The 24,757-nt window shown below is 67.7% G+C and carries 27 protein-coding genes; 18 read left to right on the forward strand and 9 right to left on the reverse strand.

Annotation, left to right across the window (positions count from 1 at the left end):
• The first annotated feature begins 66 nt into the window (after nucleotides 1–66).
• From GV792_RS07350 to pspM, 3 genes are all read left to right on the forward strand, one after another.
• Entirely contained in the window at nucleotides 67–525 is a 459-nt protein-coding gene (locus GV792_RS07350; RefSeq protein WP_163822975.1) for a helix-turn-helix domain-containing protein, read from the forward strand.
• A 217-nt stretch (nucleotides 526–742) separates the two neighbouring features.
• Complete coding sequence (gene pspA, locus GV792_RS07355; RefSeq protein ID WP_163822976.1) at nucleotides 743–1,576, forward strand: phage shock protein PspA; 834 nt, start codon at nucleotides 743–745, stop codon at nucleotides 1,574–1,576.
• A gap of 128 nt (nucleotides 1,577–1,704) precedes the next feature.
• Nucleotides 1,705–2,580, forward strand: coding sequence for a phage shock envelope stress response protein PspM (gene pspM, locus GV792_RS07360; protein ID WP_163822977.1), 876 nt, complete (start codon nucleotides 1,705–1,707; stop codon nucleotides 2,578–2,580).
• A gap of 135 nt (nucleotides 2,581–2,715) precedes the next feature.
• Here pspM and GV792_RS07365 read toward each other — a convergent pair whose 3' ends face one another.
• Nucleotides 2,716–3,861, reverse strand: a complete 1,146-nt coding sequence (locus tag GV792_RS07365) for an acyl-CoA dehydrogenase family protein (protein ID WP_163822978.1) — start codon at nucleotides 3,859–3,861, stop codon at nucleotides 2,716–2,718.
• 136 nt (nucleotides 3,862–3,997) lie between these two features.
• On the opposite strand from GV792_RS07365, the gene GV792_RS07370 reads away from it, so the two are divergent.
• The 5 genes from GV792_RS07370 to GV792_RS07385 all read left to right on the forward strand — a co-directional run bounded on the left by GV792_RS07370 (nucleotide 3,998) and on the right by GV792_RS07385 (nucleotide 7,262).
• Nucleotides 3,998–4,681, forward strand: a complete 684-nt coding sequence (locus GV792_RS07370; RefSeq protein ID WP_163822979.1) for a TetR/AcrR family transcriptional regulator — start codon at nucleotides 3,998–4,000, stop codon at nucleotides 4,679–4,681.
• Between the two features lie 148 nt (nucleotides 4,682–4,829).
• Nucleotides 4,830–5,000, forward strand: coding sequence for a hypothetical protein (locus GV792_RS29000; protein WP_175582951.1), 171 nt, complete (start codon nucleotides 4,830–4,832; stop codon nucleotides 4,998–5,000).
• Between the two features lie 88 nt (nucleotides 5,001–5,088).
• The gene (locus GV792_RS07375; RefSeq protein WP_163822980.1) at nucleotides 5,089–5,799 is read left to right on the forward strand and encodes a PIG-L deacetylase family protein; all 711 of its coding nucleotides are present in this window, start codon (nucleotides 5,089–5,091) and stop codon (nucleotides 5,797–5,799) included.
• Between the two features lie 55 nt (nucleotides 5,800–5,854).
• On the forward strand, nucleotides 5,855–7,012 hold the full coding sequence (locus GV792_RS07380) for a glycosyltransferase (protein ID WP_163822981.1): 1,158 nt from the start codon (nucleotides 5,855–5,857) through the stop codon (nucleotides 7,010–7,012).
• A 58-nt stretch (nucleotides 7,013–7,070) separates the two neighbouring features.
• Complete coding sequence (locus GV792_RS07385) at nucleotides 7,071–7,262, forward strand: DUF3046 domain-containing protein (RefSeq protein ID WP_163822982.1); 192 nt, start codon at nucleotides 7,071–7,073, stop codon at nucleotides 7,260–7,262.
• Nucleotides 7,263–7,380: 118 nt separating this feature from the next.
• Here the strand turns inward: GV792_RS07385 and GV792_RS07390 are convergent, their stop codons facing one another.
• The gene (locus GV792_RS07390) at nucleotides 7,381–7,896 is read right to left on the reverse strand and encodes a CGNR zinc finger domain-containing protein (protein ID WP_163822983.1); all 516 of its coding nucleotides are present in this window, start codon (nucleotides 7,894–7,896) and stop codon (nucleotides 7,381–7,383) included.
• Between the two features lie 154 nt (nucleotides 7,897–8,050).
• Here GV792_RS07390 and GV792_RS07395 point away from each other — a divergent pair, with 154 nt between their 5' ends.
• The 5 genes from GV792_RS07395 to recX all read left to right on the forward strand — a co-directional run bounded on the left by GV792_RS07395 (nucleotide 8,051) and on the right by recX (nucleotide 12,069).
• On the forward strand, nucleotides 8,051–8,503 hold the full coding sequence (locus tag GV792_RS07395; protein ID WP_163822984.1) for a VOC family protein: 453 nt from the start codon (nucleotides 8,051–8,053) through the stop codon (nucleotides 8,501–8,503).
• Between the two features lie 44 nt (nucleotides 8,504–8,547).
• Complete coding sequence (locus GV792_RS07400) at nucleotides 8,548–9,432, forward strand: pyridoxamine 5'-phosphate oxidase family protein (protein ID WP_163822985.1); 885 nt, start codon at nucleotides 8,548–8,550, stop codon at nucleotides 9,430–9,432.
• 24 nt (nucleotides 9,433–9,456) lie between these two features.
• The gene (locus GV792_RS07405; protein ID WP_163822986.1) at nucleotides 9,457–9,906 is read left to right on the forward strand and encodes a nuclear transport factor 2 family protein; all 450 of its coding nucleotides are present in this window, start codon (nucleotides 9,457–9,459) and stop codon (nucleotides 9,904–9,906) included.
• Between the two features lie 131 nt (nucleotides 9,907–10,037).
• Nucleotides 10,038–11,075, forward strand: a complete 1,038-nt coding sequence (recA, locus tag GV792_RS07410; protein ID WP_163822987.1) for a recombinase RecA — start codon at nucleotides 10,038–10,040, stop codon at nucleotides 11,073–11,075.
• A 343-nt stretch (nucleotides 11,076–11,418) separates the two neighbouring features.
• A complete protein-coding gene (gene recX, locus GV792_RS07415; protein WP_163823229.1) occupies nucleotides 11,419–12,069 on the forward strand; it encodes a recombination regulator RecX in 651 nt (216 codons plus the stop codon).
• A 171-nt stretch (nucleotides 12,070–12,240) separates the two neighbouring features.
• Here recX and GV792_RS07420 read toward each other — a convergent pair whose 3' ends face one another.
• The 6 genes from GV792_RS07420 to GV792_RS07445 all read right to left on the reverse strand — a co-directional run bounded on the left by GV792_RS07420 (nucleotide 12,241) and on the right by GV792_RS07445 (nucleotide 17,846).
• Entirely contained in the window at nucleotides 12,241–12,825 is a 585-nt protein-coding gene (locus GV792_RS07420) for a TetR/AcrR family transcriptional regulator (RefSeq protein ID WP_256667993.1), read from the reverse strand.
• Nucleotides 12,822–14,366 (reverse strand): MFS transporter, encoded by a 1,545-nt coding sequence (locus GV792_RS07425; protein WP_309139082.1) that lies wholly within the window; start codon nucleotides 14,364–14,366, stop codon nucleotides 12,822–12,824. The genes GV792_RS07420 and GV792_RS07425 overlap by 4 nt, the downstream gene beginning before the upstream one ends.
• A 177-nt stretch (nucleotides 14,367–14,543) precedes the next feature.
• The gene (locus tag GV792_RS07430) at nucleotides 14,544–15,443 is read right to left on the reverse strand and encodes an amino acid ABC transporter permease (protein WP_163822988.1); all 900 of its coding nucleotides are present in this window, start codon (nucleotides 15,441–15,443) and stop codon (nucleotides 14,544–14,546) included.
• Entirely contained in the window at nucleotides 15,440–16,120 is a 681-nt protein-coding gene (locus tag GV792_RS07435; protein ID WP_163822989.1) for an amino acid ABC transporter permease, read from the reverse strand. The genes GV792_RS07430 and GV792_RS07435 overlap by 4 nt, the downstream gene beginning before the upstream one ends.
• A gap of 96 nt (nucleotides 16,121–16,216) precedes the next feature.
• Nucleotides 16,217–17,056, reverse strand: a complete 840-nt coding sequence (locus tag GV792_RS07440) for a glutamate ABC transporter substrate-binding protein (RefSeq protein WP_163822990.1) — start codon at nucleotides 17,054–17,056, stop codon at nucleotides 16,217–16,219.
• A gap of 61 nt (nucleotides 17,057–17,117) precedes the next feature.
• Nucleotides 17,118–17,846: an amino acid ABC transporter ATP-binding protein gene (locus GV792_RS07445; protein WP_163823235.1), complete on the reverse strand. Its 729-nt coding sequence runs from the start codon at nucleotides 17,844–17,846 to the stop codon at nucleotides 17,118–17,120.
• Between the two features lie 319 nt (nucleotides 17,847–18,165).
• Between GV792_RS07445 and miaB the strand changes: the two genes are divergently transcribed.
• On the forward strand, nucleotides 18,166–19,725 hold the full coding sequence (gene miaB / locus GV792_RS07450; RefSeq protein WP_175582952.1) for a tRNA (N6-isopentenyl adenosine(37)-C2)-methylthiotransferase MiaB: 1,560 nt from the start codon (nucleotides 18,166–18,168) through the stop codon (nucleotides 19,723–19,725).
• The gene (locus tag GV792_RS07455; protein ID WP_375154291.1) at nucleotides 19,713–20,414 is read left to right on the forward strand and encodes an Rv2732c family membrane protein; all 702 of its coding nucleotides are present in this window, start codon (nucleotides 19,713–19,715) and stop codon (nucleotides 20,412–20,414) included. Before miaB ends, GV792_RS07455 begins: the two co-directional genes overlap by 13 nt.
• 147 nt (nucleotides 20,415–20,561) lie before the next feature.
• Here the strand turns inward: GV792_RS07455 and GV792_RS07460 are convergent, their stop codons facing one another.
• Complete coding sequence (locus tag GV792_RS07460; protein WP_163822991.1) at nucleotides 20,562–21,935, reverse strand: DUF349 domain-containing protein; 1,374 nt, start codon at nucleotides 21,933–21,935, stop codon at nucleotides 20,562–20,564.
• Between the two features lie 202 nt (nucleotides 21,936–22,137).
• Here GV792_RS07460 and GV792_RS29155 point away from each other — a divergent pair, with 202 nt between their 5' ends.
• From GV792_RS29155 to GV792_RS07475, 3 genes are read left to right on the forward strand one after another with little or no spacing between them, the layout of a single operon-like run.
• Nucleotides 22,138–22,959: a hypothetical protein gene (locus GV792_RS29155; protein WP_256673777.1), complete on the forward strand. Its 822-nt coding sequence runs from the start codon at nucleotides 22,138–22,140 to the stop codon at nucleotides 22,957–22,959.
• Complete coding sequence (gene miaA / locus GV792_RS07470) at nucleotides 22,956–23,912, forward strand: tRNA (adenosine(37)-N6)-dimethylallyltransferase MiaA (RefSeq protein WP_163822992.1); 957 nt, start codon at nucleotides 22,956–22,958, stop codon at nucleotides 23,910–23,912. Before GV792_RS29155 ends, miaA begins: the two co-directional genes overlap by 4 nt.
• Nucleotides 23,909–24,742, forward strand: a complete 834-nt coding sequence (locus tag GV792_RS07475; RefSeq protein ID WP_163822994.1) for a TrmH family RNA methyltransferase — start codon at nucleotides 23,909–23,911, stop codon at nucleotides 24,740–24,742. Before miaA ends, GV792_RS07475 begins: the two co-directional genes overlap by 4 nt.
• Nucleotides 24,743–24,757 lie beyond the last annotated feature (15 nt).

Here is a 24,757-nt window from a genome sequence, read left to right on the forward strand (position 1 = left end):
ACGTTGTGCCAGAAAGAACGGCGCATGCGCGCCGACGGCCTGGAAACAGGAAGTTAGGAGACCGAGATGACGCTGCTGCGAGAAGCGATCGGTGACAGTCTGCGGCGTGCGCGTCTCGCCCAGCAGCGAACCCTGCGGGAGGTGTCCACCTCCGCGCGGGTGAGTCTCGGCTATCTGTCCGAGGTCGAGCGGGGCCGCAAGGAGGCCTCCAGCGAGCTGCTGGCCGCGATCTGCGAGGCCCTCGACGTCCCGCTGTCGCGGGTGCTGTGGGACGTGAGCACGATCATGGCCGGTAGGGATGACGTGCGCGAGGCCGCCGTGCCGGTGCCGGCAGGACCGGGTGCGGCCGAGGGCGTGCCGGTCGGTGGCGGGGCCGGGCATGAGCCCGCACCTGCCGAAACCGCGGCCGAGCATGAGCCAGCAGCGGCCACGATGTCGGTGGCCCGCCCGCATATCGACGACGACACCAGGATCGTCATCCCCGCGCCGCGCTCGGACACCCTGGTTCTGGTGCGCAGCGCATGAGCCCGAAATCGGCGGTGAGCCGTGGCAACGCTGCGGCGCACCCGCATGAGCGGATAGATTCGTCATAGGTGGCCGAACGGTCCGAGCCGGTCCCCGACCTCGCGGGGTTGGCCCGGACCGGGCGCCACATGGTGGAGGATAGGCATATATCGGGTGCGTGACGGTCGCGCACTGGAGTCGCGCACAGCGGCGCAGCAGATGGAGGCGGGATCAATCGATGGCTAATCCGTTCGTCAAGGCCTGGAAGTACATGATGGCCCTCTTCGATTCCAAGATCGAAGAGCACGCGGATCCGAAGGTCCAGATTCAGCAGGCTATCGAGGAAGCACAGCGTCAGCATCAGGCCCTCTCGCAGCAGGCCGCGTCGGTTATCGGCAACCAGCGTCAGCTGGAGATGAAGCTCAACCGGCAGCTCGACGAGGTCGAAAAGCTCAACGCCAATGCCCGTCAGGCTGTGATGCTGGCCGATCAGGCCACCGCCGCGGGCGACACCGAGAAGGCGATCCAGTACACCAACGCCGCCGAGGCGTTCGCGGCGCAGCTGGTCACCGCCGAGCAGTCGGTCGAAGACCTGAAGGTGCTCCACGACCAGTCGCTGCAGGCCGCCTCGCAGGCCAAGAAGGCGGTCGAGCAGAACGCCATGCTGCTGCAGCAGAAGGTCGCCGAGCGCACCAAGCTGCTCAGCCAGCTCGAGCAGGCCAAGATGCAGGAGCAGGTCAGCGCCTCGCTGCAGCAGATGGACTCCACACTGTCGGCGCCCGGCTCCACCCCGAGCCTGGACGCGGTGCGCGAGAAGATCGAACGCCGCTACGCCACCGCGCTCGGTTCGGCCGAACTGGCGCAGAACTCGGTGCAGGGGCGCATGCTCGAGGTGCAGCAGGCCAGCATCCAGATGGCCGGCCACAGCAAGCTCGAGCAGATCCGTGCCTCCATGCGCGGTGACGCGCTGCCCTCTGGCGGAGCCGCACCGGCGATCAACCCGGCGCAGGCGCAGGCCGATCCGGCACAGCCGCAGCCGCAGATGAACAAAGGCCAGACCGCGCAGCAGTAGCGGTAGACGCGAGGAAGATCGATGGTGGCGAGTGTGCGGGCGTCCGGTAGACCGGTGGACGCCCGCACCCGCCCGGAATGCCGGCTGTCCGGTGGGACGGTCGTGGTGGTGTCGGCGGAAGGATGGACATGAGCCGCAAGGGGTCACGCGGCCGCGTCGACGGCATGAACATCGTGGGAGCACCCTCCCACGGGGGCACCCACCCCACCAATCTGCCCGATACACTGCGCGAAGTGGGCGAGCACGCACTCGTTGCGGTGCGTCGCTGGGCTGATCCACGTGAACGTGAGTTGCGTAAGCGCCGCCGTGCGCGCAGGCGCAGTATGCAGCTCGGCACCGTCTCCGGCCTCACCACGGTGGGAACTGTTGGGCTGATCGTGATCTCGGCGCCCGCCTGGGCCGTTGTCGTCGTCGGTGGTGGCGCGGTAGCCCTGGTGACCGGGACCGCGCTGAGCGCTCGTCGCTATCTGCGGTTGCGCGGAAAGCCTTTGCCGCAGGCGGCATTCGTCGCACGCAAAGCTCCCGGTGTGCGGTCCGCGGCCCGTGCGCCGATCATGCGATTGGTGCACGCCGAGCGCGCCATGCACGATCTGGCCGCGCAGATCGCCCGCTCGCACCGGCTACCACCCGACGAACTCGACGATCTCCTCGACACCGCGCGCTCCGGCGCCGCCGCACTTCATGCCCTCGCCGCCGATATCGCCGCGATGGAACGCGCAGCGGCTACTGTCGGCCGCACCAACCCGCACGCCGCCGCCGCGCTCACCGGTAACGTCCGCGCCGCGGTCGACCGCCTCGAATCCGGTGTCGCCGAATACGAACAGCTCGTCGCCGCCGCGGGCCGCGTGCTCGCCGTCCCGGACAGCACTGTTGTGGCCTATCAGTTCAATGGCATCGTCGCAGAACTCCAGCACGCCGCCGACCGCCTCGACGGCTGGGCCCAGGCTCTCACCGAAATCGCCGACCGGCAGGCGCCCGCCCCACTGCCCCCACACGGCCACTGACCGTCGCCGAGCAGATTCCCGCAGCCGGGCCGGCATCCGGTCATATGCGCGGGCACGTCGGCGACCGGACCAACAAGGCGGACGCCGGAGCCCGATGCTCCGGCGTCCGCCATTATCGACCGCTGAACGCTGCGCTCAGAGGGAGCGCGCGATGATTTCCTTCATGATCTCGTTGGTGCCCGCGTAGATCATCTGCACGCGGTTGTCGACCCACATGCGGGAGATGGGGTACTCGGTCATGTAGCCGTAGCCACCGTGCAGCTGCAGGCATTCGCTGGCCACCGACATGGCGCGGTCGGTGGTCCACCACTTGGCCATCGCGACGGTGGGGATGTCGAGCTCGCCGACGATGTGCTTGGCGATGCAGTCGTCGGTGAACACGCGGGCGATCTTGGTCTCGGTGGCGACCTCGGCGAGCTTGAACTTGGTGTTCTGGAAACCGAACACCGAGCGTCCGAACGCCTCGCGCTCCTTGGTGTAGCGCAGCGTGTGCTCGAGCGCGACTTCCATGCCCGCCACCGAGCCGACGGCGATGATCAGCCGTTCCTGCGGCAGCTGCTGCATCAGCTGGACGAAGCCCTGGCCCTCGGCGGTGCCGAGCAGGTTGCTCACCGGGATACGCACATCCTCGAAGAACAGCTCGGAGGTGTCCTGGCCCTTCTGGCCGATCTTGTCCAGCACCCGGCCGCGCCGGAAACCGGTCCGGTCGGCCTCGACCAGCACCAGGCTGATGCCGGAGGCGCCCTGGCTGGTGTCGGTCTTGACCACCACGATGATGAGGTCGGCCTGCGCCCCGTTGGTGATGAAGGTCTTGGACCCGTTGACGATGTACTCGTCGCCGTCGCGCACCGCTTTGGTCTTGACGTTCTGCAGATCCGACCCGGTGCCGGGCTCGGTCATCGCGATCGCGCCGACGACCTCACCGCTGGCCATCTTCGGCAGCCACTGCTGCTTCTGTTCCTCCGTGCCGTAGGCCAGCAGATAGTGCGCGACGATGCCGTTGTGCAGGCTCTGGCCCCAGGCGGTGTCGACGACCCGGGCCTGCTCCTCGATCAGTACGGCCTCGTGGGCGAAGGTGCCGCCACCGCCGCCGTACTCCTCCGGGATCGACAGGCACAGCAGACCGAGCTCACCGGCCTTGTTCCACAGGTCGCGGTCGACATGGTGCTGTTCGATGTACTTGTCGACGTTGGGCGCTACTTCCTTCTCGAAGAAGGCCCGCGCGAGCTCGCGCAACGCGTCGAGATCCTCGTTCATCCAACACGACCGGTAGGTGGTCATCGGGTGTCCTCCGTTCAGCGGTCCCCGGAGCAGTATTCGTTACCGGGAATAACGGGTACAGTGTGTCCCACACCCGCCGGTGTGACAAGCCCCACCCGTCGAAAGATGGCCCCGGCCTCGGATAGCGTGACGCAACGTGGAACGACAGCGATGGATCGATACCGCCGAGTCTCGGCGGTCGGGATCGGACGCCTCGGCTCGTGACGAGCGCCGCGCGACGATCGTCGATGCGGCCCTCGCCGCGATCGCCGAACACGGACCCGATGCGTTGACCGGCCAGATCGCCGACCGTGCCGGCCTCAACCGCACCCACTTCTATCGCCATTTCGCCAGCAAGGCAGAGCTCGACTGGGCGGTGGCCAAACGGGCTCATCTGGAGATCACCGAGCGGATCCGCGCCGCGCTCGTCGTCGACGGCACCCCGCTCGACGCCATTCGGGCGCCGATCGTGGCCCACGTCGGCTGGGCCAGCGAACACCCGAACCTGTACCGCTTCCTGCTGGGACGCAACTACTACCGGGGCAAAGACCTGCCTCGGATCGGCGGTAGTGCCTTCGCCGCCGAGATCTCCGCCGCGGCGGTCCGCTACATTCCGCGCTTCGACGCCGACCCGGTCGCCGCGGACCGGCTGGTCGTCGCGCTGCTCGGGCTCATCGACGCCACGGTGCAGTGGTGGCTGACCTTCCGCGGAACCTCGCGCACGGAGCTGGTCGAACTCCTGACCACGCAGGCCTGGTTGCTGATCGACCACCATCTGCGCACAGTCGACGTCGTTCTCGATCCGAACGCGCCCCTCGACCGAGCGAGTACGCCGGACTGAGTGCACAGCGCGCGATCTACCGGCCGATGTCGGTACCCGGGCTAGGGGTGAACCCTGAACTTCACCCCGATATCGGTTCTCACCTGGTGATTTATCGCCGACCCGGTGTCATGCTCGAAGAGAGGAACGAACTGCTGGGAGGCACGAAATGCTGTGGAAGATCATCGGCGTGGTCGCCGTCGTCTGGATCGCACTGGCCGTCATCGGCGCGTTGATCAAGGGACTGTTCCCGATCCTGGTGATCAGCGCCGTGGTATTCGGCCTCTACCTGCTGTACAAGGCGGTGTCGGGTTCGGACAACACCGTGAGCAAGCTCTGACGCGTACGCGCCGACCGGGCCGTGTGTCATCCGAGGTGGATGGTGCACGGCCCGTTGTCATCTCGGCTCGCGTGTTTGAATGGCGGGTATGGAGCAGCTACCGGAGGATTGGGAGCGCGGCTTGGTGATCGTCGCGCATCCCGACGACATCGAATACGGAGCCGCCGCGGCCGTGGCGCGCTGGACCGGCCAGGGCAAGGACATTCGCTACGTGCTGGCCACCTCGGGCGAGGCCGGGATCGCCGGTATGGCGCCCGCGGACGCCGGCCCGCTGCGCGAAGGCGAGGAGATCGCCTCGGCCGGCGTGGTCGGTGTGAATGAAGTCGAGTTCCTCGGCTACCCCGACGGCCGGGTCGAGGAGAGCCTGGCGCTACGCCGCGATCTCGCCGGGGCGATCCGGCGGCATCGCCCGGACATGGTGGTGCTGTTCAATTTCGGCGATACCTGGGCACCCGGATACGTCAACAGTGCCGATCACCGGGCAGTGGGGCGAGCCGCGCTTGACGCGGTCTCCGACGCGGGCAACGAGTGGATCTTCCGTGAGCTGGCCGAGCTGGAACCATGGACGCCGCGGTGGGCGGCCGTGGTCGGGCCGACGATGACGCACGCCGTCGACGTCACCGACTCCGTCGACAAAGCCGAAGCCTCGCTCGCCGCACACGGCCGCTACCTGGCGGCATTGAGTGACGAACCCGTCGCCGAACAGGCGCGCGCCGTGATCGAGATGACCACCGGGCCCAAGGAGGGCTTCCCCGCCGAGCGCGCGGTGGGATTCGAGCTGTTCCACTTTCGCGGCTGAGTAGCGCCATGGCATGCGCCGTCGCGGTCTATCACCGGTGTGGCAGGCTGAGCGGATGCGAGTAGCCGTCATCGCAGGTCCGGATCCGGGTCATGCGTTCCCCGCTATCGCGCTGTGTGTGCGCTTTGCCGCCGCCGGTGACGAGCCGGTGCTGTTCACCGGGCCGCGCTGGTTCGAGGCCGCCCGGGGCGCGGGGATCGGGGTGCGCAGGCTCAAAGGTCTGGCGCCACGCGCCACCGACGACGATCGCGACGCCGGGCAGCGCATCCATGAACGTGCCGCGCATATCTCGACCGAGATCCTGCCCGAGCTCAGTGCCATGCTGCCGGAGCTGGTGGTCTCCGATGTGCTCACGGCGGGCGGCGGGATGGCAGCCGAACGGCTCGGCGTGCCCTGGGTCGAACTGTCACCGCATCCGCTGTATCTGCCCTCGAAAGCGCTGCCGCCCATCGGGAGCGGGCTCGCTCCCGGCGTCGGGTTGCGTGGTCGGATGCGTGACGGGGTATTGCGGACCATGACCGCGCGCGCCATCGAACAGGGGCGGCGGCAGCGGGCGCGGGCGCGGGCGAGTGTCGGGCTGCCGGGCGAGGACCCGGGGCCGATCGCTCGCCTGATCGCGACCCTTCCTGCCCTCGAGGTGCCGCGTCCGGATTGGCCGGAGACCGCGCATCTGATCGGGCCGCTGCTGTGGGAGCCGACCGATGCGATTCTGGACCCGCCGCCGGGCGACGGCCCGCTGGTGGTGGTGGCGCCGTCCACCGCGCATACCGGGGTCGCTGGGATGGTGGAGACCGTGCTCGCGGGACTGGAGGGGACCGGTGTCCGGGTAGCGGTGTCGATGTTGGATGAGCCGCCCGCCGACCTGCCGCCTTGGGCCACCGCGGGTTTGGGGCGCCAGGACGAACTGCTCCGGCATGCCTCGGTCGTCGTCGGTGGTGGCGGGCACGGGCTGCTCGCGAAAGCGCTGTCGGCCGGCGTGCCGGTGGTGACCGTCCCCGGCGGCGGTGACCAATGGGAACTGGCCAATCGCGCAGTGCGCCACGGTAGTTCGCTGCTTGTGCGGCCGCTGACCGCCGACGCTGTTCGTGAGGCAGTGCAGCGGGTGCTTTCGGAGCCGGGTTTCGCAGCCGCAGCGGCCGAGGCCGCGGCTGGCCTGGCGGTGGTGACCGACCCGGTCGAGCTGTGCCACACCGCCCTCGCCGCGGCCCGGTAGGGGACAGCACCGCCGGGCCCGGCTGTCGCCTCGCGCGCACACGGGTATCTTCGGCACGGTGCGATTGACCGAATTCCAGGAGCTGTTGCACACCGAGTTCGGTGTGTCCCGCGGCGACACCTTGCTCACCGACCACGTGATCCCGTCCCTCGGCAGAACCGGTGCCGCTGCCATCGAAGCCGGTATCGACCCGCGTGACGTCTGGCGCGCCCTCTGCGCCGAATTCGACGTCCCCCGCGCCCGCTGGTGACCGCCCCTCGTCCTGGCGCGATGTGCCGCTGCCGCCACGCGTTGCCGCGGTCGACGTCGGCGCTACCGGCTGCTCGACGAACTGTTCTGACCGCAATGCCGATTCCGCTCGGTAGCGGTCAGGGCTTCTTCGCGTAGTGCCGCGCCGCCTTGGTGCGGTTACCGCAGGACGCCATGGAGTGCCAGCGCCTGGTGCCGTTCTTGGACGTGTCGTAGAAGAACAGCACGCACTCCGGATGCGCGCATTGACGGATGCGGTCGGGGGCCTTGGCCAGCAGACTCAGCAGGTCGTCGGCGGCGAGCCAGCCGGGCAGCCACACCGGGTCGGTGACCTCCGGCGCATCGTCGGGCCCGCTCTCCGAGAGCGTGCGCCGGATGCGGCCGCGGTCGAGGACCTCGTTGAGGGCGTCTCGTGTGCCGTGGCAGACGGTCTCGTAGATCGCGGCGCGGGCGGTGCGCACGGCGTCCAAGGTGGCGGTGTCCACGCGGGCACGATCGGCAAGCCCGGCCGATTCCAGCCAGATCCGCAGACCCGCCACATCGGTGAGCAGGTCCTGCGGCCCGTCGGCTATCCACCGGGTGTTCAACAGATCCAAGGCCAGTGGTTCACCGAGGTGAGGGCGTGGATCGAGCATGCCTGAGGGTAACGGCTCGCGGCACGTCGGCATGACAACCACCTCGTTCTAACCACTAAAACTCATTTGAACAGTTGACATTGGAGTTCGTCCGCCCTTAGGTTCTAACCAGACAAACCAATTATGGCGGTTTGACCATTCCGGAGGAGAAACCATGACCACGCCCCAGCTCGCCACCGGCCACATCGGGCTCAACGTTTCCGATCTGTCCCGATCGGTCGACTTCTATCGCAGTGCCCTCGGCTTCGAGCAGCTCGCGGCCAGTACCGACGACGGTCGGAAATGGGCCTTCCTCGGCACAGGCGGCACTCTGGTGCTGACCCTGTGGCAGCAGAGCGAGGGCGCATTCGCCACCGCCACCCCTGGCCTGCATCATCTGTCGTTCCAGGTCGACACCATCGAGCAGGTCCGCGCGGTAGAGGCGACACTGCGCGAGCAGTCGGTGGAGTTCGCCCACGATGGTGTGGTGGCACACGGTGAGGGCGCGGCCTCCGGTGGCATCTTCTTCACCGATCCCGACGGCATCCGGCTCGAGGTCTACGCACCCAGCGGAGCCGAATCCGCGCCCGCGCCCACCGGATCCGCGCCCACCTGCGGCTTCTTCTGAGCGCACACCATCGACCGTTCGGCGACGAGGCAGGTGTAACCGTGATGACGCCCTTCCATGCCGGTGAACGCGCCGTCCAGGAGCGGATGGGGCAGGCCGATATTGCAGGCAGGGTCGGCCGGATGATCCGAGGCGACATTCCCGCGGTCGCCGCGTCCTTCCTGGCCGAACAGTCGATGGTGGTGCTCGCCGCCGCCGACGCCGCGGGCCGGATGTGGGCGAGCCAGCTGTCCGGACCGCCCGGATTCCTTCGGGCGGACGGCGCGCACGCCGTCCTGATCGATGCACGGCCTGCGGTCGGCGACCCGCTGCGCGAGGCTCTCGACCGATCGGCAGGCATCGGCCTGATCGCGCTACAACCGCAGCGACGCAGACGCATGCGTGTCAACGGCACCGCGACACCCGAGGGTGACGGCTTGCGGATCATCACCGATCAGGTGTATTCGAACTGCCCGAAATACATCTCGCGCAGGCAGATCCGCTCCTATGACCCGCGAGCGGCGGCCCGGCCGCGGCACGCGTCGGCGCTGGACGCCCAGCAGCGCTCGGCCATCGCCGCGGCCGACACGTTCTTCCTCGCCAGCGCCGACACCGAAGGCAATGCCGACGCCTCCCATCGCGGTGGCAATCCCGGATTCCTGGAGATGCTCTCACCCACCCGGCTGCGCTGGCCGGACTACCGCGGCAACTCGATGTTCATGACGCTCGGCAATATCGCGGTGAATCCCCGCTGCGGCATCCTCGTTCCGAACTGGTCCACCGGCGGGTGCCTGCAACTCACCGGCACCGCGGAGCTGGTCTGGGCGCCGCGGGCCGAAGCGGCGGACGGTCAGTGCTCGATCGAATTCACCGTCACCGAGGTGGTCGATACCTCGGCGGCAGGCCCGCTGCGATGGGGGCCCGCCGAACTCTCGCCCGTCAACCCCTGAACCGAACCCACGAAGGAGAGGTCGATGCGACCCCCACTGCCCCCGTTCGATCGCATCACCGCGGCAGCGAAAGTGCGTGCCGCTGAGGATGCTTGGAACACCCGCGATCCCGAACGCGTCGCCGCCGCCTATACACCGGACTCGGTGTGGCGTAACCGGGACGAGCATATCGTCGGACGTGCCGCCATCGTCGAATTCCTGACCCGGAAGTGGGCGAAGGAGAACGGCTACGCGCTCCGCAAGGACCTGTGGGCGTTCGATGGCAACCGGATCGCCGTGCGGTTCCAGTACGAATGGCACGACGATACCGGCCGGTGGTGGCGCAGCTACGGCAACGAACAGTGGGAGTTCGCGGCGGACGGGCTGATGGCCCGCAGAGAGGCGAGCATCAACGACGTCCGTATCGACGAGTCCGACCGACGCATCCCCGGCCCGCGCTCGGCGGGGGACGAGACGCCATTGCCGCAGTGGTAGCCACCTTCGGGCGCGTCGCTTGACTCGAACATCTGTTCGTCTAATCTGGTCGCCAGAACTTGTCGGTGCCGCCCTCTAATGTGGGCGCCAACCACAGAACGAGACTCACCCGTCGAAAAGGGGATCAAGACATGGCACCACAGGCGTACGACCGCGACAAGGCGCTCGAGCTCGCCCTGGCTCAGGTGGAGAAGAGCTTCGGCAAGGGTGCGGTGATGCGGCTCGGTGAGGAAGCCCGTCAGCCGGTGTCGGTGATTCCCACCGGCTCGATCGCGCTGGATGTGGCCTTGGGTATCGGCGGTCTGCCGCGCGGTCGCGTCGTGGAGATCTACGGCCCGGAAGCCTCGGGTAAGACCACCGTCGCGCTGCACGCGGTGGCCAACGCCCAGGCCGCCGGCGGTGTCGCGGCGTTCATCGACGCCGAGCACGCGCTCGACCCGGACTACGCCCGCAAGCTCGGTGTCGACACCGACGCGCTGCTGGTCTCCCAGCCCGACACCGGTGAGCAGGCCCTGGAAATCGCCGACATGCTGGTCCGTTCCGGCGCCATCGACATCATCGTCATCGACTCCGTCGCCGCGCTGGTACCGCGTGCCGAGATCGAGGGCGAGATGGGTGACAGTCACGTCGGCCTGCAGGCCCGGCTGATGAGCCAGGCGCTGCGCAAGATGACCAGCGCGCTGAACAATTCCGGCACCACCGCCATCTTCATCAACCAGCTGCGCGAGAAGATCGGCGTCATGTTCGGCTCCCCGGAAACCACCACCGGTGGTAAGGCGCTGAAGTTCTACGCCTCGGTGCGCCTGGACGTGCGGCGCATCGAGACCCTCAAGGACGGCAGCGACGCGGTCGGCAACCGTACCCGGGTGAAGGTCGTCAAGAACAAGGTGTCGCCGCCGTTCAAACAGGCCGAATTCGACATCCTCTACGGCCACGGCATCTCCAAGGAGGGCTCGCTCATCGATATGGGTGTCGAGCATGGCTTCATCCGTAAGTCCGGCTCCTGGTACACCTACGAAGGCGATCAGCTGGGCCAGGGCAAGGAGAATGCCCGCAAGTTCCTGCTGGAGAACCTCGACGTCCGCGACGAGATCGAGAAGAAGATCAAGGAGAAGCTCGGCATCGGCGCCGACGTGACGGCGAGCGAAGAGGTTCCCGCCGATTTCTGATCCGCGGCGCACCCGCGTCACCTCGCGGGCAGATGCGGCGCCCGAGCGGGCGTCGGCTGATCCGGTCGCTGATATGCGACGGCAGCTGGCGCGCCTCGGCGTCGACATCGCTGAGACCACCGGTCTCCGGCCGGATGGCCAGGAACCGGACCGGACCCGCTCGGCCGATGGTGGTTCGGCCGATGCGGGTGTACTGGGAACTCGGTCGAGCAGGTCCGATCCGCAGCGGACAGGCTCGACCGAGTTCTCCAGGTGGGGCGGTGGACGTCGCAGCGCGCAACATGAGGACAGTGGGCGCCGCCGTGGTCGTTCCCGGGCAGAAGCCGACGAGCGTGGTGACCGGATCGCCTCCACCGACGCTTCGTGGCCCGCGTCTGAGAACGACCGCGGCAGGGAGTCGACGTCGACCGACCGTCGTTCACGCCGGGGCGGTAGGAGCCGGGCAGCCGCGCCGAGCGACGAAACTGCGGACAGTTCGGACTCAGGTGGCACCGTCGAACAGGCGAAAGACGCCTGCCTGCGGCTGCTCGCCGTCCGCGCACGCAGCCGCGCCGAACTCGCACAACGTTTGGCCGCCAAGGGATACACCGCCGAGGTGAGCGAGCACGCCCTCGACCGGCTCGCCGAGGTCGGCCTCATAGACGACGCCGCCTTCGCCCAGGAATGGGTGCAGTCCCGGCACACCTATTCCGGCAAAGGTCGCCAGGCGCTCGCCCAGGAACTACATCGCAAAGGCGTATCCAAGGACGACGCCGACTCAGCCCTCTCCGCCGTCACCGCCGACGACGAGCACGACCGCGCCACCGAACTCGTCCGCCGCAAACTGCGCACCATGCCTGCGAACCTCGACCGCGACAAGGCGATCCGCCGTCTCGTCGGAATGCTCGCCCGCCGCGGCTATAACCCCTCCACCGCCTACACCGTCGTCAAGGCCGAACTCGACGCCACCGGCTCGGAACCGTTCGCGCCCGATGACGCCCGGCCACTCGACTGACCGCTGGAGACCGCTGCCCGGTTCGCAAGTCCGTCCGCTCCAGGGGCGGAAACCGGGGGCGCCGGGCCCGGACTCGCTGGGCCAGCGTCGAACTCGTCGCAATTGCGGGTCCTAGGTGTTGCGCGACGAGACGTTGTGCAGTCGCGACACTCGCCGGTCCGGCCCGTAGGCCTAGGGCAGGGTTGTCGATAGAGACTTTCTGAGGACTGCCCGGATGTGGTCCGGGTCGGCCTCGTGGTCGTCGAGAAGGATTGCTGTGCACAGGCCGTCGGTCAGGGCGACGAAGGCTGCCACCGTGTCTTGGTCGTCTGTCTGCGTTCGGGCGAGTTCCGCGACGTTGTCGCGCCACCGTCGCGCGACGGGCCGAAGGGCGGGTCGGCGCGCCGCCAGGGTCGACAGCTCGCGTTCGGCGAGTGCTCGCTCACGGCCGGGGCCGGCGGATTCTGCGATGAGGTGGGCAAGACCATCGAGTGGGTCGTCCTCGGAATCGATGAGTTGACGAATACGGTGGGTGTACGCATCCGTGACGCTGGTCAGTGCGGCTACCAGCAGGTCGTCCAAGGTGGCGAAGTAGTAGAGCGTCAGGCTGGTGGTGATCCCGGCCTCCTTGGCGACGGTCCGGTGAGTAACCCCGCTGGCGCCGTCGCGGAGGACGATCATGAGCGTTGCCTCGATGATCTGAGCTCGGCGGCGTTGACCGCGCAGTCGGCGTCCATCGACCGTGTCCTGTTCAGCCGCCATCGTCTCACCAGTCATTGCGCCTCCCGCGAGACGAGGTTATCGGCTGGCTCAGCGTGTGCGTCGCCGAGGGGATGGATGTGCCGCAGTGTCGTGAAGCACACCAGGGCGGCTGCGGCTACTGCGATGCCTGCTACGACGGCGGCGGTACTGAGTCCGCTGGTGAACGCGGCTCGTGCGGATTCCAGAGCTCGAGCCGGCAACTCGTCCGCCACCGACGATGCTCCGGCGAGGCTGTCCCCGTAGGTCTCGGCCGCGGACGGGGACAGCCCGGATGGTGCCTCGATCTTGCTGCGATAGATCGCCGTCGTGAGGCTCCCCAGGATCGCCACCCCTGCCGCGATACCAAGCTCTTGAACCGTCTCCGACAGTGCGGCGGCTGATCCGGACCGCTCCGATGGTGCCGCGCCCACGACGATTTCGGTACCCAGCGCGGCGATCACCCCGAGTCCGAGATATACGAACGCGAACCCACCGACCACGCTCAGCGTGCTGCCGGTCTCGGCGAGGGCGAGTAGCGCGTATCCGGACACGGACACCGCCAAGGTCGTCGACATGACGACGCCCGGTGATACGCGCCCGGCCACCAGCGGTGCACCGATGGCTCCGATGAGCATTGCCGATGCGGGCGGCCCCATCCACAGCCCGGCCGTCGTAGGCGAGAGATCCGCAACGAGCTGGAGGTACTGGGTGACCAACAGCATCACCCCGCCAAAGCCGACCAGACCGATCAGCAAGACGGTCAGCGCCGCAGAGAAGGCCCGGTTGGCAAACAGTTTCATATCCAGCAGCGGCTGTGCCAGGCGCAGCTGGCGACGGACGAAGGTGACCGCCGAGCCACAACCGAGTAGGGCAGCGACCGATGCCTGAAGGTCGATGCCATGGGCAGCCGCATGCTTTATCGCGTAGATGATGGGCAGCATCGCGGCCAGAGACAAGCCAACGCTCAACAGGTCGAGTCGACCGGCACGGGTCCGAAACTCCGGCAGTAGAACTGGCGCGCCGGCCAGTACGAGGGCGGCGACCGGCACGGCAATGAGGAAGACCGCACCCCACCAGAGGTGGGCGACCAGCACGCCGCCCACGACCGGACCTGCAGCCATGCCGAGTGCGAACATCGTGGCCCACACACCGATCGCCAGTGCTCGTTGCCGGACGTCGGTGAACATAGTGCTGATCAACGACAGCGTCGAGGGCATCATTGTTGCCCCGGCCACTCCGAGCAGCGCCCGCGCCACGATCAGCCACAGGGTGCTGGGGGCGAACGCCGCGAACACCGAGGCCGCGCCGAACGTAGCCACGCCGATCATCAGCAGGCGGCGTCGTCCTATTCGGTCACCCATCGTTCCCATGGTGATCAGGAACCCCGCGATGAAGAAGCCGTAGGCGTCCATGATCCACAACGTCTCTGTCGCGGTGGGATTCAATTCCGCGGCCAGACTCGGCACGACGAGGTACAGCGCCGTCACATCGAGCCCCAACAGCATGGTCGGCAACGCCAACAGCGCAAGACCGCCCCATTCTCGCCATCCCGCACGTGCGGACCGCCCAGCGTTCACGGCGCCTCCCAAAGATAGTTGAACTATGGTACAAGTTGTACCATAGTTCAACTTATATTGCGGAGTGGGCTCAGGGTCGTGACACGCAGGACCGCGCCCTTGAAGGCAGAGAACGTCCGGAAACAGAAACGGGGCACAGGTCGCGGGATTGCGACCTGTGCGCCGAACAGCTACCGGTTACGGGGCTTTGGTGATGTCCACGCCGGGAGCGGCGTCGGTGATCACCGAATCGGCGGCCACCACCGCGCCGCCACCCTTGCGGCGGCCGGCGCGCAGACGCCGTTCCAGCCAGGTCGCGACCTGCGACAACGTCATGTTCAACACGATCATGATGATGGCGACCACGATCAACGCCGGGATCGTGTTGGAGTTCGCGGCGCCGAGCTGCAGACCGTTGCGGACCACCTCTTCGTAGGTGATGACGTAACCGAGCGCCGAGTCCTTCAATGCCACGACCATCTGCGAGATCAGCGCCGGCAGCATCGCGGTGATGGCCTGCGGTAGCAGGATCAACCGCATCAACTGGCTCTTGCGCATGCCGAGCGCCGCCGCGGCCTCGGTCTGCCCCTTGGGCAGCGAGCGGATACCTGCCCGCACGATCTCCGCGATGACCGACCCGTTGTAGATGGTCAGCGCGGTCACCACGGCACCGAGCGCGAGATACTCCGATTCGAACACGTTGTATTCGGAGTACAGCGCGAACAGGAAGATCATCAGGATCAGCACCGGAATGGCGCGTGCGATCTCCACGATCGCACCGGCGACCCAGCGCACCGATCGGTGATCGGAAAGCCGGGCGATACCGAAGATCATGCCGAGCACCATCGCGAAGACGATCGACAGCACCGCGGCCACGATCGTGCCGCGCAGACCGGGCAGCAGATAGGTCGTCCAGACATCCGCCTCGAGGAACGGCGTCCACTTCTCGGCGTCGAACTGGCCCTGCTCGTCGAACCCGCGGTAGACGAACCATCCCGCCAGGATCACGACGGCGAGCACGATCACCGAGTAGATGATGTTGCGCACGCGCGCCGCTGGACCGGGCGCATCGAACAGAACCGACGGTTCGCGGCTCATCGGGCTACCTCGAATCGTTTGGCGATGTATCCGAACAGCAGGCCCATCGGGAGCGTCAGGATGACGAAGCCGAGCGCGAAGATCGCACCGATCGCCAGCAGTGCGGCCTCGGTATCGAGCATCTTGGCCATCAGGAACGAGGCCTCGGCCACGCCGATGGCGGACGCGACGGTGGAGTTCTTCGTCAACGCGATCAGTACGCTGCCCAGCGGAGCGATCACCGAACGGAACGCCTGCGGCAAGACGATCAACCGCAGGTTCTGCAGGAAGCCGAGGCCGAGCGAGCGGCCCGCCTCGGACTGTCCGAGCGGCACGGTATTGATGCCCGCACGCAGCGATTCGCAGACGAAGGCCGCGGTGTAGACGCTCAGGCCGACGACCGCCCACCGGAAGTTGTTCTCCGCCAGCGAGTCCGGCCCTTCCGCGGCCAGCTTGACCCGCAGGGTCGAATACAGGCCGATCGAGCAGAACACCAGGATCAGGGTCAGTGGCGTATTGCGGAAGATGGTGACGTAGAGGGTGCCGACCCAGCGCGCCACCGGGACCGGCGAGACCCGCATGGCGGCGACGATGGTGCCGAGCACCAGCGCGCCGATCGCGGAGAAGGCGGTCAGCTTGATGGTGACCCAGAACGCGTCGAGCAGTTGGGAGTCGTACTCAGAGATCAAATCGAACACGGTGGGTGCGCGCCTCCGATCGTGAGGTGGGGAAAGAGCCGATCGGATGACCGAGCGGTGGGCGCATCACGGCGCCCACCGCGATCGATCATCGGATCAGTACCGGTCCACCTGCGGAGCGGGCGGAGTGGGGTAACCGGCGGCGCGGCCGACCGAATCCTGGAATGCCTTGTCCCAGGCACCTTCGGCGATCATCGCCTCGATCGCGTCGTTGATCTTGTCGCGGCTTTCCTGATCGCCCTTCTTCAGGCCGATCCCATAGTTCTCGGTGGTGAACCGCTCACCGACCAGCTTGTAGCGGCCCGGCGTCTGCGCGGCGTAACCGGCGAGGATGATGTCGTCGGTGGTCATCGCGCCGACCGCGCCGCTGTTGAGACCCTCGAGGCACAGCGAGTAGGTGTCGTAGGTCTGCAGCTGGGTGTCGGGGAAGTTCTTCTCGATATTCTGGGCCGGAGTGGAGCCCTTGACCGAGCACACCGTCTTGCCCGCGATCGTGTCCGGTCCGGTGATATCGGTATTGCCCGCGTTCACCAGCAGGCTCTGGCCCGCGATGTAGTACGGGCCGGCGAAATCGACCTTCTCCTTGCGCTGGTCGGTGATCGAGTAGGTGGCGACGATGAAGTCCACCTGACCGTTCTCGATCAGCGTTTCGCGCTGCGCCGACGGTGCTTCCTTGAAGGTGATGCCGTCGGGCTGCACGCCGAGCTTGGCCGCGACATAGCGGGCCACCTCGACATCGAAGCCGCTGTAGGTGCCGTCGGTGTTGCGCTGACCCAGACCCGGCTGGTCGAACTTGATGCCGATGGTCAGCTTGCCTTCCTTGGCGTGGTCGAGAGTGGTCTTATCGTCTCCGCTGCCGCAGCCCGCACTGGTGGCGGCGGCCAAGGCCAGGGCGATGGCCCCGACTCCGAGACGGAGCGCACGGTTGATCCTCATCGAGTTCCTTCTTCCCTCATTCTGGTTTTCGATGTCCGTGATCGGTGGGCGGCTCGGCGGCTCAGTGGCTGAGAATCTTGCCGAGGAAGTCCTTGGCCCGGTCGGACTTCGGCGTGGTGAAGAACGTTTCCGGCGTAGCGTCCTCGACCACTTGACCGTCTGCCATGAACAGCACCCGGTTTCCTGCTTTGCGGGCGAAGCCCATTTCGTGGGTGACCACCAGCATGGTCATGCCCTCTTTGGCCAGCGACACCATGACTTCGAGGACCTCGTTGACCATCTCGGGGTCGAGCGCGGAGGTCGGCTCGTCGAACAGCATCACCTTCGGGTTCATCGCCAACGCGCGCGCGATGGCCACGCGCTGCTGCTGACCGCCCGACAGCTGCGCCGGGTACTTGTCGGCCTGATTGGCGATGCCGACCCGTTCGAGCAGCTCCATCGCCGTGGTGCGGGCGCCGTCCTTTTTGATCTTGCGGACCCTCATCGGCGCGAGCATGACGTTCTCGAGGATCGTCTTGTGGGCGAAGAGGTTGAACGACTGGAAGACCATGCCGACATCGGCGCGCAGTGCGGCCAGGCCACGGCCCTCGGCAGGCAGCGGCACACCGTCGACGCTGATATCGCCGGTGTCGATCGGCTCGAGCCGATTGATGGTGCGGCACAGCGTCGACTTGCCCGACCCTGATGGCCCCAACACGATCACGACCTGCCCTTTGGGCACCTCGAGGTTGATATCACGCAAGACGTGCAGAGCACCGAAGTGCTTGTTGACGTTGCGCATCGAGATCATCGGTGGCGCGGTGGCGTCCCCGCTGTCGGCGGCCCCGGTCGTTCCGGCCGCGTCGGTGGCGTCGGTCATGGTCCATGACCTTAAGCGGAAATCACGGATTTGCGCGGCTTTCGGTGACACACCGAGTCGCCGCGCCGAATCGACATGTCGCCGTAACCTGGCGTCCAGCTCGGGGAAGTTCGGATCGAGCGCACCGGCCGAACACACCGACCGGTTTGCCGATGAACACCCGACACCCCGCCGGTGACCTGCGGCACGATGGCCGGGGCGGGGTCGATGCGCCGCGAACCCGGCACAGGGCAGCCCGTACCCTGGACGGGTGGATTCGATCGGACAGGCAGTAGCGCATCCGGCCCTGGTCCCGGCGGAGTCGGGCGCACGCAGTTATGAGGTCCGCACCTTCGGCTGCCAGATGAACGTGCACGATTCCGAGCGCTTGTCCGGACTGCTCGAGGATGCGGGTTATGTGCGGGCGTCGTCGGGGCAGACGGCCGACCTGGTGGTGTTCAACACCTGCGCGGTGCGCGAGAACGCCGACAACAAGCTCTACGGCACCCTCGGCCATCTCGCGCCGATCAAGGCCGAGCGCCCGGGGATGCAGATCGCGGTCGGCGGCTGTCTGGCGCAGAAGGATCGCGACACCGTGGTGCGCAAAGCTCCGTGGGTCGACGTGGTGTTCGGCACCCACAACATCGGCTCACTGCCTGTGCTGTTGGAACGGGCCCGGCACAACGACGAGGCCCAGGTGGAAATCCTGGAGTCCCTGGAAGCTTTCCCCTCGACGCTGCCCGCCAAGCGGGAATCGGCCTATGCCGGCTGGGTGTCGATCTCGGTCGGCTGCAACAACACCTGCACCTTCTGCATCGTGCCCGCGCTGCGCGGTAAAGAGGTCGACCGCCGTCCCGGTGACGTGCTCGCCGAGGTACAGGCACTGGTCGACCAGGGCGTGCTGGAAGTGACCCTGCTCGGACAGAACGTCAACTCCTACGGTGCGTCGTTCGCCGACCCGGAGCAGCCGCGCGACCGCGGCGCGTTTGCCAAACTCCTTCGTGCCTGTGGCAGCATCGATGGCCTGGAGCGGGTGCGGTTCACCTCACCGCATCCCGCCGAATTCACCGACGATGTCATCGAGGCCATGGCGCAGACCCCCAACGTCTGCCCGCAGCTGCACATGCCGCTGCAATCCGGTTCGGACCGGGTGCTCAAGGCGATGCGCCGCTCCTACCGGCAGACCCGCTTCCTCGGCATCATCGAGAAGGTCCGCACAGCGATGCCGCATGCGGCGATCACCACCGACATCATCGTCGGCTTCCCCGGTGAAACCGAGGAAGATTTCGAGCAGACCCTCGAAGTGGTCCGGCAGGCGCGGTTCACCAGCGCATTCACCTTCCAGTACTCCAAGCGTCCCGGCACACCCGCCGCGGATATGCCAGACCAGCTGCCCAAGCAGGTCGTGCAGGACCGCTACGACCGGCTGATCGCGTTGCAGGAGGAGATCTCCCTCGACGCCAACCGTGCGCTGATCGGTACCGAGGTGGAACTGCTGGTCGCCGACGGCGCGGGAAAGAAGAACGCCGCGACCGCACGCATGAGCGGCCGAGCCCGCGACGGACGGCTGGTGCACTTCCGGCCCGAATCCGCGGAAGCGATTCGGCCCGGCGATATCGTCACCGTCGATATCACCGGCGCGGCGCCCCACCACCTGATCGCCGATGCACCGCTGCGCACTCATCGACGCACCCGCGCCGGTGACGCTCACGAACGCGGGACCACGCCCAAGACCGAACCCATCGGCGTCGGCCTTGGCTTGCCGCGCATCGGCGCCCCCGCACCGGAACCGGTGGCCGCCGCGGGCTGCGCCACCGGATGCGGGACATGAGCGCGCGCGATACCGATCCGAACGACGTCCCGGATGACGGCGCGACCGGTCCGGACCCCGCACCCGAACCCGATGACACAGCCGAAGGAAACGAGGACTCCGTGAGCTCGGTGGAGAAGACCGACGATTTCGAACAGTTCCGCGACGATCTCGACGCCGTCGAGCGCCGGATCGCCGGCGAGATCGACCCGGGCGTGCGGGCGATGGTCGTAGCCGTCGCGGTGTTCGCGCTGCTGGTATCGCTGGTGCTCTCCCATGCGGGCGCCGCGCGCGGGTTCGATGTGCTGCTGGGGTCGGAGGTCGCGACAACCGAGCACATCGGTCTGCCGTCGCGGATCTTCGTATGGTTCGTCGTAGTGTTCGGCATCGGCTTCTCGCTGCTGGCGCTGATGACCCGGCGTTGGGTGCTGGCCTGGATCGCGGTGGCCGGTTCCGCGATCGCCAGCGCATTCGGCGTGTTCTCGATCTGGCACCGTCAGACCCCCGGCCTGAACAACTATGTCGGTGCCGGACCCGGTATCGGCCTGGTCATCGGCACCATCGCCGCCGTCGTGCTGACCTTCCACTGGGTCCGCGTGGTCTGGAGCCGCACCGCGTTGCAGCTGGCGGCCGAAGAACAGCGGCGTATCGCGGCCGCCGCCGAGGAGGAACGCGATCGGCGCAGGCTGCAGGGCGACAGCGACTCCTGAGCCCTTCGGTGCCGACCGCAGTCCGGCCGAAAGCCGTAGTGGGGGCGCCGGTGAGTCAGGTCCGGCCGGTTCGCGGCGGCAAGACATCTCCCGACAACAAGGCGCACCCGGCTCTTCGCCGGGTGCGCCTTGTTCGTTGCTGGCCGGTCAGCGGTTGCTGACCGCACCCTCGGCCGCTTCGGCCCACTCCCGCCACTGCTTGGCCTGCTCGAGCGCCTTCTCCGCATCGCGGGTCTTGCCGGCCGCGGTGGCCTTGGCGGCCTGCTCTTCGAACTGGGCGACCCGCTCCCTGAACTGCGCGGCCCGCGCCATGGCCTCGGGGTCGGTGCGGCGCCACTGCGCGTCGGCGGCCTCGCGGACCCGCTTCTCGATGGTGCGCAGCTTGCCTTCCAGCTCCTGCATTCGCTCGCGTGGCACCTTGCCGATGGCGTCCCACTTGTCCTGCAGGTCGCGCAGCGCCGCGCGGGCGCCGTCGAGACCGTGCGCGGGGTCGATGTGGGCGTAGGCGGCTAGCAGTTCCTCCTTGGCGGCGGCGTTCTGCTCGAATTCCGCGTCCCGTTCGGAGGCGGCGGCATTGCGGGCGGCGAAGAAGACGTCCTGGGCGCTCTTGAAACGTCGCCACAGCGCCTCGTCTGCTTCGCGCGGTGCACGGCCTGCGGCTTTCCATTCAGTGAGCAGATCTCGGAACACCGCGGCGGTGCCCGCCCAATCGGTGGAGCCGGACAGCTCTTCGGCCCGCGCACACAGATCTTCCTTGCGGGTCTTGGCGGCGGCGCGTTCGCGATCGAGCTCGGCGAAGTGGGCGCCGCGACGGCGATTGAACGCCTCGCGCGCCTTCGAGTACCGCTTCCACAAGGCGTCGTCGACCTTGCGGTCCACCCCGCGGATGGACTTCCACTCGTCGAGAATCTCGCGCAGCCGATCGCCGGCGGCCTTCCACTGGGTGGATTCGGCGGCGATGCGCTCGGCTTCGGCCGCGAGCGCTTCCTTGCGTTCGGTGTGCTCGTGCCTGGCGCGCTCCTTCTCCTCCTTGGCGTGCGCGGCAGCTTCCTCCGAGTGCTCGGCGATGGCCTGCAGTCGCTGGGCCAGGCCTTCGATGTCACCGATGACGGCGGCGGTGGGCAGCGATTCGGCGATGGTCAGCGCCGCGGCCTTGGTTTTACGGGCATCAGCGCCCGCGGCCAGCCGGGCTTCCAGTAGCGCGACCTCGGTGGCCAGGTCGTCGAATCGGCGGCCGAAGTGGGCCAGGCCCTCGGCGGCGTCACCGGCCTGCCAGGAGCCGACCTCGCGCTCACCGTCGGCGGTCTTGACCCAGGCGGTGCCGTCCTCATCGACGCGGCCCCATTTGCTCGGGTCGGTGACCGTGGGGACGATGACCGGATGCGGATGCTCGGTCGACGCGCCGGGCGGCGGTTTGACCGCATGTGGTTTGGGGTGGGGGGAGCCGCCGGGTTTCGGCATTCCGGACGGTCGCGGGGTCGTGCCGGGGCCGGGTTTCGCGGTTCCGTTGCTGTCGGTCATTGCTCCTCGTCCCTGCCGCGCGTCACGGCTGCCTGATTACGCCCTAGCTCATCCCATTGAACCCGGTCCGAGCCCTGGAAACCACATCGATCGACCTTGCACCGCGGTGTGGCACCACGGACCCCGACCCGCGATGACCTGGGTTGGAGTACCTCGAACACTAGCAATTGCGGGCCGATTTCCGGCAGAGACACTCGAACCCATGGCAGCGCACCGGGACTGGCAGGCCGCTGGGCGGTTCTGGTGGGCGACTACCGTTGACGGCGTGTTCTGTCTTGCGGCCCTGGTTCCCTCGCCGCCGGTCCTGGTTCCCGAGCTCTGCGGTGGTCTCGGCGTGGGTGCGGCGGCCGCCGAACTGCGCGCGGCGACGCTGGCCGCCATCGGTGATCTGGCGGCGGTGACTTCGCGTTGGACAGTCGTTGGGGTGGGTGCCTTCGACCAGGTCATGGGGCCGGGGACAGTCGGCACGTTCCGAGGTTTCGGAGTGGACCGCGTCGTCGCGCTCACCGGTATCGGACCGATCGAAACGACCGACGCGGACCCGGAGCTACCCCTACCGGTACTGATCGCGGCGTGGCTGCGTGAGCAGGCCGCACCGGATGCGGTCGCGGACGCCCGAATCGTGGCCGCCGACAGCCCGGTCGATCGATGTGCGGAGCTGGGCGCAAAACTGCGCGCGGAACTGGACGCCGACCCGCGACCGCACGGCGTGCTCGTCGTCGCCGACGGCGCGACGACCCTGTCCACATCCGCGCCCGGCTATTTCGATCCCCGCGCCGCGAGCAGGCAGGCCGCGCTGGAGAACGCACTCGGCGCGGGCGACCGGGCCGGCCTGCTCGCGTTGGACCCGATCGAATGCGCCGAGGTCGGCATCCTGGGCCGGGCCGCCTACCAGGTGCTGGCCGGGGTGTTCGGCGCCGATGCGGCGGACCCCGCCATCGACACCCGTTACCAGGACGCGCCCTTCGGTGTCGGTTATCAGGTGAGCGTGTGGCGGCCGGACACCGGAGCGGGGCAGCGGTGACGACGGCGCCTACTCCGATCGCGGTGGTCGGCCCGACCGCCACCGGCAAATCCGATCTCGCGCTGGATCTGGCCGAACGCCTCGACGGCGAAATCGTCAATATCGACGCGATGCAGCTGTATCGCGGCATGGATATCGGCACGGCCAAGCTGGCACGGGAGCAGCGGCGGGGAATCCCGCACCATCAGCTCGACGTGCTGGAGGTGACCGAGACCGCCACGGTGGCCGCCTATCAGGTCGCCGCGGCCACCGATGTCGAGGCGATCATGGCCCGCGGCCGCACCCCGGTCATCGTCGGCGGCTCGATGATGTATGTCCAGGCGCTGCTGGATCAGTGGGATTTCCCCGCCACCGATCCTGCGGTCCGGGCCCGCTGGGAGACGTTGCTGGCCGAGCGCGGGGTGGTCGCGGTGCATGAGGCCCTGTGTGCCGCCGACCCGGCCGCCGCCGCCACCATCCTGCCGACCGATGGCAGGCGGATGGTGCGCGCGCTCGAGGTCGTCGAACTCACCGGGCGGCCGTTCGCGGCCTCCGCGCCGGTCATCGGCCGCCCCCGCTGGGGCACCGCCATCATCGGTGTCGACCGCGACACCACCGAACTCGACGATCGCATCGCTCGCCGCACGGATCTGATGTTCGACACCGGCTTGGTCGAGGAGGTGCGCGGACTCATCGATCGAGGTCTTCGCGACGGCCAAACCGCCCGCCGGGCCATCGGCTACGCCCAGGTTCTGGCCTGTCTGGACGGTGAATACGACCTCGCCCATGCGAAGGAACGCACCTTCATCGGCACTCGACGCTATGTTCGGCGGCAGCGCTCCTGGTTCCGCCGCGATCGACGAGTGCGCTGGGTGGACGGCGCCGATCCGGCGCTGGCGGCTACAGTCGCCACGCTGCTCGCCACCGCCGAGCCAGGCATCGGCACCGACCTCGAGGAGCGGACCCCGCAGTGACCCGACGGATCAGCACCCGCAACGCCTCCGTGCAGGTATGGCAGGCCTACCTGACCAACCGCACCAAGCGTCATCGTGATGGCCGGTTTCTGGTGCAGGGCGTGCGCCCGATCACCCAGGCCATCGCCAACGACTGGCCGCTCGAGACGCTGCTGTACCGGCTCGGCACGCCGGAGCTGTCGCACTGGGCGCGTGAGCTGCTCGAGACCAGCGATGTACCGCAGGTCGGGCTGGTGCCGGAATTGATGGCCGAACTGGGGGAGAAGTCCGGCGCGGCACCGGAGGTCGTCGCGGTCGCCGAGTCGCGCACCATCGAGCTCGACACCTTCGAACCAGGTGATCCCGGTGACGCGCCGGTGGTCGTGGTGTTCGACCGTCCGAACTCGCCAGGCAACCTCGGCACACTGATCCGTTCGGCGGACGCCTTCGGCGCGGACGCGGTGATCGTCACCGGGCATGGTGCCGATCAGTACGACCCGCAGGCCGTGCGTGCCTCCACCGGTTCACTGTTCGCGCTACCGGTGCTGCGGGCAGCGGGGCCGGCCCAGATCGTCGGGTTCCGGGATCGGCAGGTCGAGCGAGGCATTCCGACCCGCATCGTCGGCACGGATGAAGGTGGCTCGCACGCGGTGTTCGACCATGATTTCACCGAGGCCACGATCCTGGTCGTCGGCAACGAGACCACCGGGATGAGTGCGGGCTGGGCGCAGGCCTGCGACGACATCGTCGATATCCCGATGGGCGGGACCGCGAGCTCGCTCGGTGCCCCCTCGGCCGGTGCGGTCGCGCTGTACGAAATTTCCCGGCAACGCCGGACGTTTGCCAGATGACCACGATGTTCCCCC

It is taken from the genome of Nocardia cyriacigeorgica, from assembly GCF_010868145.1.
GTDB classification, from domain to species: Bacteria; Actinomycetota; Actinomycetes; order Mycobacteriales; family Mycobacteriaceae; genus Nocardia; species Nocardia cyriacigeorgica_D.